The organism is Streptomyces ferrugineus (assembly GCF_015160855.1).
Taxonomy (GTDB): Bacteria; Actinomycetota; Actinomycetes; order Streptomycetales; family Streptomycetaceae; genus Streptomyces; species Streptomyces ferrugineus.
In genome coordinates this window covers 6,947,743-6,960,921 of record NZ_CP063373.1, presented here as the reverse complement: position 1 = coordinate 6,960,921, position 13,179 = coordinate 6,947,743, and the positions used below count along the sequence as shown (strand labels likewise).

Below are 13,179 nucleotides of genomic sequence, written 5' to 3'. Positions count from 1 at the left end.
GACCTGCCCAGCCCCATGGCAGCCAAGATCGAGGTGGACCCGGAGACCGGCTGCTGGCTGTGGACCGGTAGCTGCATCCAGGTCTCCTACGAGGGAAAGACACAGCTTGTCCACCGTGTGGTGTTCAGGTTGTTGGTCGGTGAGATTCCGGAGGGCTTCCAGGTGCGTCGTGCCGATCCTTGGGGGCGGCAATTTACGCTTTGCTGCAACCCGGACCACCTGGAAGCAGTGCCGAAGAAGGAAGTGCTGCGGCGCAGGGACTGGGAGAGCGCGCGAGCCATGAGGACGCACCGTCCCCACGGCCACGCATACACGCTGGAGAACTCGTATCTGGATCCCCGAGGGTTCCGGCAGTGCCGCGCCGAGAGGGGCAAGAGCCGCCGGGTTCCCCGGGCTCTGTGAGATTTTGTGAGACGTGAGAGGGTCTGAGGCGTGAGTGAGACACCGTCGAACACCCTGCAATACCGCTTTGACGGGCCAGAAGAGGCTCCCGTCCTGATCTTGGGTCCCTCACTGGGTACCACATGGCACATGTGGGACCGGCAGGTCCCCGAGCTGACCCAGCACTGGCGCGTCTTCCGGTTCGACCTGCCCGGACACGGCGGCGCGCCCGCGTACCCGGCGGGCTCCGTCACCGACCTCGCCGAACGGCTGCTCGCCACCCTCGACGGCCTCGGCGTGCAGCGCTTCGGCTACGCGGGCTGTGCGCTCGGCGGCGCCCTGGGCCTCGAGCTCGCCCTGCGCCACCCCGGGCGCCTCGCCTCGCTCGCGCTGATCGCCGCCTCGCCGCGCTTCGGCACGGCCGACGAGTTCCGGCAGCGGGGCGTGATCGTGCGCACGAACGGACTCGACCCCATCGCCCGTACCTCACCGGACCGTTGGTTCACCTCCGGTTTCGCCGCCGCCCAGCCCGCGATCACCGAGTGGGCGGTGCAGATGGTGCGCACCACCGACCCGGGCTGCTACATCTCCGCCTGCGAGGCGCTCGCCTCCTTCGACGTACGGGACCGACTCGGCGGCGTCACCGTGCCCACGCTCGTCCTCGTCGGGTCGGACGACCAGGTCACCGGCCCGGCCGAGGCCCGCACCCTGGTCGCCGGCATACCGGACGCCCGCCTCGCCGTCGTGCCCGGCGCCTCCCACCTCGTCCCGGTCGAGCAGCCCGCCGCCGTCACCGACCTGCTGGTCCGGCACTTCTCCACCGCCTGGCAGCCCGCCTACGACACCGGCACCGGCCAGATGGCCATCGTCGCCGCCCCCGCCAAGCCGGTCCTGGCCCCCGTACAGCCGCAGCCCGCCCCCGTCGCCGAGATCGCCCCGGCCGTCGTACCGCCGCAGCCGACGGGCCGGCCGGACCCCTACGACGCCGGGATCAAGGTCCGTCGCGAGGTGCTCGGCGACGCGCACGTCGACCGGGCGCTGGCGCAGGCGGACGAGTTCTCGGGGGACTTCCAGGAGTTCATCACCCGGTACGCATGGGGTGAGATCTGGGACAGACCAGGTCTCGACCGGCGCTCCCGGAGCTGTGTCACCCTCACCGCCCTGGTCGCGGGCGGCCACCTGGACGAACTCGCCTTCCACACCCGCGCCGCCCTGCGCAACGGCCTCACCCCGGACGAGATCAAGGAAGTGCTGCTGCAGGCGGCGGTGTACTGCGGCGTGCCGGCGGCCAACAGCGCGTTCAAGGTCGCCCAGCAGGTCATAAGGGAGGAGACCACCCCGCAGGAGTGAGCACGCAGGGGGCACGGAGTGAGCATCCCGAACGGGGGCGCGCCAGGATGGACCCATGAAGCTCACGAAGAAGTCGCACGCCTGCGTCCGCCTCGAGAAGGACGGACAGACGCTCGTCGTCGATCCCGGTGGGTTCAGCGAGGAGGACGCCGCGGTCGGCGCCGACGCGATCCTCGTCACCCACGAACACCCCGACCACTTCGACGAGGCCCGGCTGCGGGCGGCCATGGAGGCCAACCCCGCCGCCGGGATCTGGACGCTGAAGTCCGTCGCGGAGCGGATCTCGGCGGCGTTCCCGGGCCGTGTGCACACCGTCGGCCACGGCGACACCTTCACCACCGCCGGCTTCGACATCCAGGTCCACGGCGAACTGCACGCCGTCATCCACCCGGACATCCCGCGCATCACCAACGTCGGCTACCTCATCGACGGCGGCCGCGTCTTCCACCCGGGCGACGCCCTCACCGTGCCCGACCACCCCGTCGAGACGCTGATGCTCCCGGTCATGGCGCCCTGGAACAAGATCGCGGAGGTCATCGACTACGTCCGCGAGGTCAAGCCGCAGCGCGCCTACGACATCCATGACGCGCTGCTCACCGACCTGGCCCGCCCGATCTACGACCGCCAGATCGGCGGCCTGGGCGGCTCGACCCATCTGCGCCTGACGCCGGGGGACTCGGCGGAGCTGTGACCGGTGCCACCCCGGGCGGGGCCGGGTTGTCAGTCCCGCCCGGTAGGTTGTGAGACATGCGCATCGCCACCTGGAACGTGAACTCGATCACCGCCCGCCTGCCCAGGCTCCTGTCCTGGCTGGAGAGCAGCGACACCGACGTGCTCTGCCTCCAGGAAGCCAAGGTCGCCGAGGAGCAGTTCCCGTTCGACCCGCTGCGCGACCTGGGCTACGAGGCGGCGGTCAACGCCACCGGCCGGTGGAACGGCGTGGCGGTGCTCTCCCGCGTGGGCCTCAAGGAGGTCGTCAAGGGCCTGCCGGGCGACCCCGGCTACGACGGCGTCGTGGAGCCCCGCGCCATCTCCGCGACCTGCGGCCCGATCCGCGTCTGGTCGGTGTACGTGCCCAACGGCCGTGAGGTGGACCACCCCCACTACGCCTACAAGCTCCAGTGGTTCGAGTCCCTCAAGGCCGCCGTCGCCGGCGACGCGGGCGGCAGCCGCCCGTTCGCGGTGATGGGCGACTACAACGTGGCGCCGACGGACGACGACGTCTACGACCGCTCCGTCTTCGAGGGCTCCACCCATGTCACCCCGGCCGAGCGCGCCGCCCTGGCCTCCCTGCGCGAGTCCGGCCTGACCGACGTGGTCCCGCGCCCCCTGAAGTACGACCACCCGTACACCTACTGGGACTACCGCCAGCTCTGCTTCCCCAAGAACCGCGGCATGCGCATCGACCTGGTGTACGGCAACGAGCCGTTCGCCAAGTCGGTCACCGACTCCTACGTCGACCGCGAGGAGCGCAAGGGCAAGGGCGCGTCGGACCACGCGCCGGTGGTGGTGGACCTGGATGTGTAGGCGCCGGTCGGCGACATCCAGCCCAAACGGCCACCGCGACGCCGGTCAAGGAACCAACACCCTCAGGTCCACCGACTCGGCCAGCGCCGCGAGCCCCGCATCCCCAGGATGCAGATGGTCTCCACTGTCGTACGCGGGGAGCATCCGGGAAGGGCGTGCCGGGTCCCGGACGACGGTGTCGAAGTCGAGGACGCCGTCGAACACCCCGGCACCGCGGATCCACGCGTTCACCGCGGAGCGCTCCGCATCGACGGCGGCCGTGCACCGCGCCTCCCCCTCGCACGGCAGAATCGTCGCCGCCAGCATCCGCAGCCCCCGTGCATGCCCCCGGTCGGCGATCGCGCGCAGCCCGGCGATCACCTGCTCCGAGGTCGTGCCCCAGCGCACATCGTTGATGCCCTCGAACACCACCGCGGTACGCACCGACGTCTGGGCCACGACATCCCGGTCGAACCGGTACAGCGCACTCACCCCGGCCGTGTCCGTGGAGACCCCGTCCCCGGGGTAGCGGTCGGAGACCACACGGTTGCCCGAAATCCCCTGGTTGAGCACCCCATAGCGCGGGACCACACTCTGCTTCAGCAGCCGTGTGGCCAGCACATCGGGCCACCGCCGGTTCGCGTCCACCGTCGACTTGTCGCCATCGGTGATCGAGTCCCCCAGCAGCACCACGGACCCCGGTCCACCGCCCACGTCGACGCCGGTCAGCAGCGGCCAACTGGTCAGAACGGTGCCGTACGCCGCCGCGGACACGTCCGCGGTGTGGTCGCCCGGCCCGCTCACATACGACCGCTGCTGCGCGAGCCGGTGCACGGGCGCGGCCGGCACGGTCCCCGGCAGATGGAAGCTGACCAGCAGATTGGCGTCCGCCGGCACGGCGAAGCCCAGCGGATCGCTGTACGCCTGCGCCCCCGCCGGGATCTCGACGCCCGCCGCGCCCCGGAACGACACCCGCGCCGGCGTCGACTTCGCCGCCGCGCCCGCCCGCTGCACCGCCACCGTGGCGCCGCCGATCCGCACCGGCCCCGCCGCGAAGGTGTTGTCGAACCGCAGCCGCACCCGCGGCCCGCCCACCGAGGTGTGCACCACCAGGCGCAGCGTCCGGTCGGTCCACGGCCCCACGGTCGGGTAGCCGCCGGTCGCCGTCGCCCAACTCCCCGTCCAGCCCGGGGCCGGGGCGCGCACCGCCACCGCGAACACATGCAGCCCGGTGGCCTGCGGCAGCCGTACGGCGGCGACCTCGCGGCCCGGCAGGAGCGGGACGGTGACGACGTACAGCCGTGCGCGCTCGGCGAGTTGGCCGCCGGGGGTGTTGATGTGCGGCAGGGCGACCGCCTTGGTGGCGAGCGGGCCGGTGCGCCAGTCGGAGGCGGTCAGATGGTAGGCGGACCGGGCGCCGTCGGCGTACAGCACCGTCCCGGCGCCGCCGACGTCGACGCCGGCCGTGCCCGCCACCAGGAAGGCGAGCGCGTCGCCGTGGCCGCGCATCCGCACGTCCTGACCGGCGGCGAGGACGTTGTCCGGCTCGCCCGGCTGTCGGTTCGGCCAGGTCAGCCTGGCGCCCTGCACGGTCAGCGCGCGGCCGGCCGTCCAGCCGGCGGCCGCGAGGTCCTGCGCCGACAGGGAGGCGCCCGACCCGTCGAAGTTGGCCGCGGTGGGCCGGGTGTCGTCACTGACGGCCATGTTGTCGAAGAGCCGCTCCAGCGGGAGCGGCACGGCTCCGCGCTCGCCCGCCGCCTGTGCGGAGACGCTCGGCACCAGGGCCGCGAAGAGGGCAAGGACGACCGCGGAGATCCACACACATCGGCGCACTGCCGACTCCTCCCGTTCACGACCGCTCAGGACTGCGTATGACTGCGCATGACAGGTTCAGGCGGGACGCAAGACGCAGGGAGAAGTTAGAGAGGCACCCGTGACCCGTCAACGAGCCATGCCAGAAGTCGGCGTGAACTCGACCGGAATCGGCGGCCCGCGCGCCTGTGGTGCGTTCGGCAGTGCGAATGACACGCTGTGGATATGAAGATCCCTTTTCTGGGCCACCGGCCCGAGAAGCGCGGGGCTCCCGACCCCGAGGGCATCGCCGAACTCCTGGCCGAGTGCGAACTCCTGCGCTCCCACGCGTCCAGAGCCGGGATCCAACTCGACGACACCGCCGCCTCGTTGGAGGCCCTCGATCAGCTGATTCCGCGCTGGCGGGACGACGAGGAGGTGCTGCCGTGGCTGGGCAACGACGCCGGGCTGTACCTCGGCACCGTCATCGTGCGCACCGTGCCCGGGGCCGCCTGGGAGATCTGGCCGGACGGCCAGCCGGTCGTCCGGCTCGCGTCCGGCCGGGAGTTCGACGTCGTGACATCGGGGCGGGAGTGGGCCGCGAGCGGGGTGCCCGAGCTGTCGCAGCTGTACGCGGAGGTCGCGGAGGAGTGAGGTCCTGCGCCATGGATCGGCATAAGGGATAGATAAATACGGCTTATGTCCGAAAAGTGCGTGTCGCGCACTAGGTTCGCTCTTGTCTGGATAGTTTGCGGCCATCACTACGCCGAAATCCTCGCCGTGTCCGACCTCGACTACGATGTTCCGTCCGTCCCCAGGGGCGCTGCTGCCGGGTGGGGATCCCCCCACGGCCCCTGGGTCCAGGGGCAGCAGGGGGCAGCAGTCACAGAGCCATACCCGTCCGGCGCCGGCCGGAGATCACTGCTCGCGCAGTGGAATCGACACGTACGACGGGTCGTTCGCCGGTGAGGAGAAGGTCAGCCGCGCGCCGGACGGGTTGTGCTCGATGTAGAGCGGGTCGACCGTGTCGACGACCAGGGCGAGACGATGCCCGGCCGGGACGTCGTAGGCCGTGGAGTACAGCTCCAGGTCGACGCCGAACGGCTGTCCGGGCGTTCGTCCGTGGAAGGTGTACGGCGCGTTGCTGACCAGCTTGCCGAGGCCGAGCGGGCCCACGTCGTAGAGGTAGGCGACGAGGGTGCCGCTCTCCTTGGTCGGGGTGACGGTGGTGTGCAACTTCGTGGTGCCGCGCACGCGTTGCGCCGTCGGGTACTTCTCCGACTGCCACACGGCCGCCCAGCGGCGGGGCAGCAGCGGGATCGAGGCCATCGGGGGCAGCTGGGCCACCTGGTCGAGGATGCTGGAGAGGAAGACGACGCCGCCGTTCGCCCCCGAGTCGATGTTGGTGCGGATCGTCCTGGTGCCGCCGAGGGCGATCTTCCTGTCGGTCGCGCCCACCGACTTCCAGTCCGGGTAGCCCTCGTAGCCCCCGCTGGAGCGGGACTTGAGCTGGACCGGGAGCTCGCGGTCGATGCCGTTGTCCTCGCCCTTGAGGTAGCGGTCGAACCAGCGCTCGGTGTCCTTCCACACGTCGTTGGGCAGGCCGAACAGCCCGGTCAGCTCGGGGGTGGCGTGGTCGCCGGGACGGAACTCCAGCCGCTTGGGGCCGGTCAGCTTCTCGTAGAAGTCCGCGTACTGGTTGGGCGGGAAGACCGTGTCGCCCCAGGCGTTGGCCATCATGACCGCTGCGCCGCTGTCGTTGAGTTGGTCCACATATGTGGCGACCGAACGTTTCTTCCCCCAGTTGATGATGTCCTGTTCCTTGGACAGGTTGGAGGCGTAGAAGTCGTTGAAGATCTGCCGCAGTTCGGCGCTCTGGCGGCCGGTGACCAGGCTCGCGCCGTCGAGCAGCCCGGCGGCCTGGACGTGCTGGGTGCGGCCCGCGTAGATCGAGCCGATCAGGTCGGCCCAGCCGCTGAGGGCGGCGACCGCCCTGACCCGCTTGTCGTGTGCGGCGGTCAGCAGACTGATGCCGGCGCCGTACGAGACGCCCGCCATGCCGACGTGCTCGGACTCGGCCGGGGTGTTGGTGAGCGCCCAGTCGATCACCCTGGACGCGTCGGCTATGTCGGGCGGGCCCGCCACTTCTATCTCGCCGCCCGACTGCCAGAACCCGCGCACGTTGTAACTGACCACGACGTACCCCGAGTTCGCGAGCTTCTGCGCCTGCGCGAAGTACTCCACCTGGGGCAGGCCCCAGCTCGTGGGCAGCACGAGCAGCGGGTAGCGGTGGGTGCCGTCGGCGCCGGCCGGAGTGACGACGTTCGCCTTGAGGGTGGTGCCGCCGTCGCCCGTGATGTCGACGAAGCGGACGCTGCTCGGGGCCGCCTGTGCGGCGGGGGCGAGCCCGAGGGCGCTACCGGCGACCAGGGTCGCGGAGACGGCGCCCACGGCGGTCGTACGCAGGGCCTTGCGTTGGGTTCCCACGGTCACTCCTCACTCGTGTCAATGCAAAGTGACCGAACGGTAACCGGGGCCTCTTACCGCAAGTAACCCGTGGGTAAGTTACGTGCCAGTAACGATTAGTGGAATATGGCGGACCTCAGGAGGCACGGTGTGAGTTGCGTGCCGGAACGGCCTCCGTGGCCGGCGGGGCGGTCTGCGCGGCCCGTGTGACGTCCGCGACCAGTTCGACCACGTCCGGGCCGTAGGCCTGCGAGTTGACGACCTTCAGCAGCAGCACGAAGGACTTGTCCCCGTGCTTGCGGGCCAGCCGCTCGTGGTTGCGGGCGAGATAGCGGGTCGCGGCCTGGTTGGTGATGGCGCGCTGCCCGCAGAAGAGGAACACCGGCCGCGCCTCGCGCCGTTCACCCGCGGTGAGGCGGGCCAGCAGGACGTACTCCGTGACACCGGGATCCATCCGGTAGCGCTCGCCGCCGATCTGGAAGGCGCCGCGGTCCGGTCCCGGTTCCGGGTCGATGTTGACGCGTACCCCGGGCAGCATCGCCGCCATGTGGGCCAGCATGCGCCGGTTGGAGCCGGGCCCGCCGACGCAGAACTCGGTGCGTTCACCGAAGCCCTGCTGGACGTTGTCCTGGGTCACCATCTGCAGATGCGCCCCGCAGTCCTTGATCAGGGCGGCGAGCTCCAGCAGCGCGAACACGTCGAACCGGTGGACCGCGGGCTCGGAGGTGGCCGGGTCGCGGTTGACGACGAGCAGGGACTCCGAGTTCTGCGGCAGCCCGAGGAACGCCTGCTTGCGGCGGAGCTTGCGCTTCCACAAGTACGTGCGGGCCAGCCAGCCGAGCGTGGCGCTGATGCCGGCCGCGACCACGCCCAGCACGATGTTGCGTACGTCGTCATTCATGGGCGCGCATGCTAGCGGGCCAACGCAAACCCGTGTTCGACGAAGGCCGGACGAGGCCTGGCTGACGGGGGCATGCCGATCGAATAGGCTGCGCGAACGGTCCCTGACTGGAGGTGCGGATGCGTCGCCCTGTCGTGCGGAAACTGTCGGTCCTGGCGGTCTCGGCCGCCGTGGTGTCGGTGGGCGCGGCGGCGCCCCCGACGGCCCCGGACAGCCCCGTCCAGAAGGTCCCGGTCGCCGTCGGCCACGGCGGCGCGGTCGCCAGCGTCGACGCGGACGCCTCCGCGGCCGGCATCGAGGTCCTGCGCAGGGGCGGCAACGCCGTCGACGCCGCCGTCGCCACGGCCGCCGCGCTCGGCGTCACCGAGCCCTACTCGGCCGGCATCGGCGGAGGCGGCTACTTCGTCTACTACGACGCCAAGTCCCGTACGGTGCGCACCATCGACGGCCGCGAGACCGCGCCGCTGACCGCCGACTCCGAGCTCTTCGTCGAGAACGGCACCGCCATCCCGTTCGCCGAGGCCGTCAGCAGCGGCCTGAGCGTCGGCACCCCCGGCACGCCCGCCACCTGGCAGCAGGCGCTGCAGAAGTGGGGGAGCAGAAGCCTCGGGTCGGTGCTCGCGCCCGCCGAGCGCCTCGCCCGCGACGGCTTCACCGTCGACGACACCTTCCGCGCGCAGACCGCCGCCAACGAGACCCGGTTCCGCTACTTCCCGGACACCGCGAAGCTGTTCCTGCCGAACGGGGCGCCGCCGGCGGTCGGCTCCACCTTCAAGAACCCCGACCTCGCCCGCACCTACGCCGAGCTGGCACGCAAGGGCGTCGGCGCGCTCTACCGGGGCGACATCGCCGAGGACATCGTCGACACGGTCAACAAGCCGCCCGTGGACCCCGGCTCCGGCTGGAACGCCCGCCCCGGCGACCTGTCCGCCAAGGACCTCGCCGCCTACCGCGCCAAGTTCCAGGCGCCCACCAGGACGTCGTACCGCGGACTCGGCGTCTACTCCATCGCGCCCTCCTCCTCCGGCGGCACCACCGTCGGCGAGGCCCTCAACATCCTGGAGAACACGGACCTGAACAAGGCGAGCGAGGTCCGGTACCTGCACCGCTACATCGAGGCCGCCCGCATCGCCTTCGCGGACCGCGGGCGCTGGGTCGGCGACCCCGCCTTCGAGGACGTACCGGCGAAGGAACTGCTGTCGCAGCGGTACGCCGACTCGCGCGCGTGCCTGATCAAGGACGACGCGGTGCTCACCAGCCCGCTCGCGCCGGGCGACCCGCGCGATCCGGCGGCCTGCTCCGCGGGCGGCACGGCGGCCCCGACGACGTACGAGGGCGACAGCACCACCCACCTCACGGTCGCCGACAGGTGGGGCAACGTCGTCGCCTACACCCTCACCATCGAGCAGACCGGCGGCAGCGGCATCACGGTGCCCGGCCGCGGGTTCCTCCTCAACAACGAGCTGACCGACTTCTCCTTCACCCCGGCCAACCCGGCCGTCCACGACCCGAACCTGCCCGGCCCCGGCAAGCGGCCGCGCTCGTCCATCGCGCCGACGATCGTGCTGGACCGGCACGACAGGCCGGTCGTGGCGCTCGGCTCACCCGGTGGCGCGACCATCATCACCACCGTGCTGCAGACCCTGACCGGATTCCTCGACCGGGGCCTGCCGCTGGTCGACGCGATCGCCGCGCCGCGCGCCAGCCAGCGCAACCAGACCACCACCGAACTCGAACCGGGCCTGTACGGCAGCCCGCTCAGGGCCCGCCTCGAGGCCATCGGGCACGGTTTCCGGCTCAACCCCGAGATCGGCGCCGCCACGGCCGTACAGCGGCTGCCGGGCGGCAAGTGGCTCGCCGCCGCCGAGAAGGTACGGCGGGGCGGGGGCTCGGCCATGGTGGTGCGGCCGGCGTCGTAGGCCTCAGAGTTCGGGGGCGGGCGGCAGGTCCTCCGTGCGGAAGGCGAGCCGCCCGTTCTCCACGTCCACCGTCACCCGGCCGCCCTCGCCGATCCGGCCGTCCAGGAGCAGCCGGGAGAGCTGGTTGTCGACCTCCCGCTGGATGGTGCGGCGCAGTGGGCGCGCGCCGTACTCGGGCTGGTAGCCGCGCTCGGAGAGCCAGTCGACGGCCTCGCCGGTGAAGTCGACCGAGACGCCCTGGGCGTGCAGCCGCCGTCGCGTCTTGTCCAGCAGCAGGTTGGTGATCCGCTCCAGCTGGTCGGGGGTGAGCTGGCGGAAGACGACGATCTCGTCGATGCGGTTGAGGAACTCGGGCCGGAAGTGCTGGCGCAGCGGCCGCAGGATCCGCTCCTGCCGCGCCTCCTCGTCGGCCTCTCGGTCGCCCGCGCCGAACCCGATCCCGGCGCCGCTCCGGCTGATCGCCTCCGAGCCGAGGTTGCTGGTCATCACGACGACCGCGTTGGTGAAGTCGACGGTCCGGCCCTGGGAGTCGGTCAGCCGGCCGTCGTCGAGCACCTGCAGCAGGATGTTGAAGACGTCCGGGTGGGCCTTCTCGATCTCGTCCAGCAGCAGCAGCGAGTACGGGTGCCGGCGCACCACCTCGGTGAGCTGTCCGGCCTCCTCGTGGCCGACGTAGCCGGGCGGGGCGCCGATCAGGCGGCTGACGGTGTGCCGTTCCTGGTACTCGCTCATGTCGAGACGGACCATGCGCTCCTCGCTGCCGAACAGCGCCTCGGCCAGCGTCCGGGCCAGCTCGGTCTTGCCGACGCCGGTCGGGCCGAGGAAGAGGAAGCTGCCGATCGGCCGGTCGGGGCTGGCGAGTCCGGCGCGCGAGCGCAGCACCGCGTCGGAGACCACGCGCACCGCCTCGTCCTGCCCGACGACCCGCTCGTGCAGATGCTCCTCCAGACCGAGCAGCCGGTCCTTCTCCTCCTCGGTGAGACTGCTCACCGGGATGCCGGTCTGGCGGGACACGACCTCGGCGATGGCCTCGGCGGTGACCTCCAGGTGCATGCCCTCGTCGACCTCCTCGTCGCCGGAGGCGTCCACGATGCGCTTCTTCAACTCGACGATACGGTCGCGCAGTTGCGTGGCCTGCTCATAGCTCTCGTCGGCGACGGCCTGGTCCTTGTCCCGGGTCAGCTGCTCGACCTCGCGCTCCATGGCCCGTACGTCCGTGCCCTTGGTCCGCGCGCGCAGCCGCACCCGGGCGCCCGCCTGGTCGATCAGATCGATCGCCTTGTCGGGCAGCCGGCGGTCGGTGAGATAGCGGTCGGACAGCTCCACGGCGGCGACGAGCGCCTCGTCGGTGTAGCGGACCTGGTGGTGGGCCTCGTAACGGTCGCGCAGCCCGCGCAGGATCTCGATGGCGTCCGCCGTCGTCGGCTCGGGAACCATGATCGGCTGGAAGCGGCGGGAGAGCGCCGCGTCCTTCTCGATCCTGCGGTACTCCTCCAGCGTCGTCGCGCCCACGACGTGCAGTTCGCCGCGGGCGAGGGCCGGCTTGAGGATGTTCCCGGCGTCCATGGACCCGCCCTCGCCGCCGCCTCCGGCGCCCACGACGGTGTGCAGCTCGTCGATGAACACGATCAGCCGGTCGGAGTGCGAGCGGATCTCGTCCACGATGTTGGTGAGCCGCTCCTCGAAGTCACCCCGGTAGCGGGTACCGGCCACCACGCCGGTCAGGTCCAGTGCGACCACCCGGCGCCCGCTGAGCACGTCGGGCACGTCGCCGTCGGCGATCCGCTGCGCCAGGCCCTCCACGATCGCGGTCTTGCCGACGCCCGCGTCACCGATGAGCACCGGGTTGTTCTTGCCGCGCCGGGAGAGCACCTCGACGGTCTGCTCGATCTCCTCGTCCCGGCCGATCACCGGGTCGATACGGCCCTGGCGGGCGAGGTCGGTGAGATCGCGTCCGTACTTGTCGAGGGTGGGCGTACCGGTGTCGACGCGGGGCCGCTGGTCGACTCGGGGCGCTCGGGGCCGGTCGGCGTCGGGGACCTCGGGCGGCCTGCCGGACGGGGCGAAGTGGGCCGCGTTCAGGATGTGCCCGGCGGCCGAGTCGGGGTTCGCGGCGAGGGCGCTGAGCACATGCTCCGGGCCGATGTAGCCGGCACCGCGCGCCCGGGCCAGGTCGTGCGCGTCCAGCAGGGCGCGCTTGGCGGCCGGGGTGAGGGAGAGCGACGTCGGCGGCGGGGCCTCGCCCGGCGGGTGCTGGACCGGGCCCGACCGCTCGTCGATCTCCGTCGCGAGCGAGTCGGGGTCCGCGCCCGCCCGCGTCAGCAGGCTCCGCGTCGGCTCGGCGGACAGCGCGGCGCGCAGCAGATGCTGGGTGTCCAGATCCCGGCTGCCGTGCTCGGCGGCGTACTGCGCGGCGCCCCGCACCAGCTCCCGGGCCGGCTGACTGAGCAGCCGGCCGATATCGATCTGCCGGGGCCCGGGGCGCGGTCCGCCGAAGAAGCGGGCGAGGAATTCTCCGAAGGGGTCGTAGTCCTCGGGACCACTGAAGCCGCTGGTCATGGCGTTCCCATCCGGCGTCCCTGCGCGGGCAGGGTCGCCCTCGCTGATCGACGTGCCGGAATCGGGTAACCCGGGCGAAAGCCGGTTACACCTGGCCGCGCGTTCGTAGAACACCTTCGCACGAACGGTGGCCGGGGGCACCTTCAAGGAGGGCGGGGGTGCGCGGCCGCGGCTCCGCGGCCGCCTTCGTCCGTGCGCAGGGTGCGGCCGCCGGGGCCGCGCGGGAGTCGTCGTCGCCGCGCGAATGGTGGCCGGGGTCCCTTCGGGGGAGGAGGTGGGGACGTCCGCCTACGCCTCGGCGCCCCC

At 71.6% G+C, this 13,179-nt stretch carries 10 protein-coding genes; 6 read left to right on the top strand and 4 right to left on the bottom strand.

Going from position 1 to position 13,179, the window contains the following annotated elements:
- The first annotated feature begins 15 nt into the window (after positions 1-15).
- Genes IM697_RS31225 through IM697_RS31210 form a run of 4 tightly spaced genes read left to right on the top strand, consistent with a single transcriptional unit; the run spans position 16 to position 3,258 of the window.
- Complete coding sequence (locus IM697_RS31225; RefSeq protein WP_194039436.1) at positions 16-402, top strand: HNH endonuclease family protein; 387 nt, start codon at positions 16-18, stop codon at positions 400-402.
- 30 nt (positions 403-432) lie between these two features.
- Positions 433-1,731: a bifunctional 3-oxoadipate enol-lactonase/4-carboxymuconolactone decarboxylase PcaDC gene (pcaDC, locus tag IM697_RS31220; protein ID WP_194039435.1), complete on the top strand. Its 1,299-nt coding sequence runs from the start codon at positions 433-435 to the stop codon at positions 1,729-1,731.
- A gap of 55 nt (positions 1,732-1,786) precedes the next feature.
- Positions 1,787-2,422, top strand: a complete 636-nt coding sequence (locus IM697_RS31215) for an MBL fold metallo-hydrolase (protein ID WP_194039434.1) — start codon at positions 1,787-1,789, stop codon at positions 2,420-2,422.
- A 56-nt stretch (positions 2,423-2,478) separates the two neighbouring features.
- Positions 2,479-3,258: an exodeoxyribonuclease III gene (locus IM697_RS31210; protein WP_194039433.1), complete on the top strand. Its 780-nt coding sequence runs from the start codon at positions 2,479-2,481 to the stop codon at positions 3,256-3,258.
- A 45-nt stretch (positions 3,259-3,303) separates the two neighbouring features.
- Here IM697_RS31210 and IM697_RS31205 read toward each other — a convergent pair whose 3' ends face one another.
- Positions 3,304-5,070: an SGNH/GDSL hydrolase family protein gene (locus IM697_RS31205; RefSeq protein ID WP_194039432.1), complete on the bottom strand. Its 1,767-nt coding sequence runs from the start codon at positions 5,068-5,070 to the stop codon at positions 3,304-3,306.
- 204 nt (positions 5,071-5,274) lie between these two features.
- Here IM697_RS31205 and IM697_RS31200 point away from each other — a divergent pair, with 204 nt between their 5' ends.
- On the top strand, positions 5,275-5,682 hold the full coding sequence (locus IM697_RS31200) for a DUF6278 family protein (protein ID WP_194039431.1): 408 nt from the start codon (positions 5,275-5,277) through the stop codon (positions 5,680-5,682).
- 264 nt (positions 5,683-5,946) lie between these two features.
- Here IM697_RS31200 and IM697_RS31195 read toward each other — a convergent pair whose 3' ends face one another.
- Together IM697_RS31195 and IM697_RS31190 are read right to left on the bottom strand one after the other, a co-directional pair.
- Positions 5,947-7,515: a CocE/NonD family hydrolase gene (locus tag IM697_RS31195; RefSeq protein ID WP_194039430.1), complete on the bottom strand. Its 1,569-nt coding sequence runs from the start codon at positions 7,513-7,515 to the stop codon at positions 5,947-5,949.
- A gap of 115 nt (positions 7,516-7,630) precedes the next feature.
- Positions 7,631-8,395 (bottom strand): hypothetical protein, encoded by a 765-nt coding sequence (locus IM697_RS31190; RefSeq protein ID WP_194039429.1) that lies wholly within the window; start codon positions 8,393-8,395, stop codon positions 7,631-7,633.
- Between the two features lie 119 nt (positions 8,396-8,514).
- Between IM697_RS31190 and ggt the strand changes: the two genes are divergently transcribed.
- The gene (ggt, locus tag IM697_RS31185) at positions 8,515-10,314 is read left to right on the top strand and encodes a gamma-glutamyltransferase (RefSeq protein ID WP_194039428.1); all 1,800 of its coding nucleotides are present in this window, start codon (positions 8,515-8,517) and stop codon (positions 10,312-10,314) included.
- 3 nt (positions 10,315-10,317) lie between these two features.
- Here ggt and IM697_RS31180 read toward each other — a convergent pair whose 3' ends face one another.
- Positions 10,318-12,873: an ATP-dependent Clp protease ATP-binding subunit gene (locus tag IM697_RS31180; RefSeq protein ID WP_194039427.1), complete on the bottom strand. Its 2,556-nt coding sequence runs from the start codon at positions 12,871-12,873 to the stop codon at positions 10,318-10,320.
- Between the last annotated feature and the right edge of the window lie 306 nt (positions 12,874-13,179).

Excerpts from the sequence above, each read along its gene's own strand:
- IM697_RS31225 (WP_194039436.1), top strand. The coding sequence starts at position 16 with ATGGCAGCCAAGATCGAGGTGGACCCGGAGACCGGCTGCTGGCTGTGG.
- IM697_RS31215 (WP_194039434.1), top strand. The coding sequence starts at position 1,787 with ATGAAGCTCACGAAGAAGTCGCACGCCTGCGTCCGCCTCGAGAAGGAC.
- IM697_RS31210 (WP_194039433.1), top strand. The coding sequence starts at position 2,479 with ATGCGCATCGCCACCTGGAACGTGAACTCGATCACCGCCCGCCTGCCC.
- IM697_RS31200 (WP_194039431.1), top strand. The coding sequence starts at position 5,275 with ATGAAGATCCCTTTTCTGGGCCACCGGCCCGAGAAGCGCGGGGCTCCC.
- IM697_RS31190 (WP_194039429.1), bottom strand. The coding sequence starts at position 8,395 with ATGAATGACGACGTACGCAACATCGTGCTGGGCGTGGTCGCGGCCGGC.
- ggt (WP_194039428.1), top strand. The coding sequence starts at position 8,515 with ATGCGTCGCCCTGTCGTGCGGAAACTGTCGGTCCTGGCGGTCTCGGCC.
- IM697_RS31180 (WP_194039427.1), bottom strand. The coding sequence starts at position 12,873 with ATGACCAGCGGCTTCAGTGGTCCCGAGGACTACGACCCCTTCGGAGAA.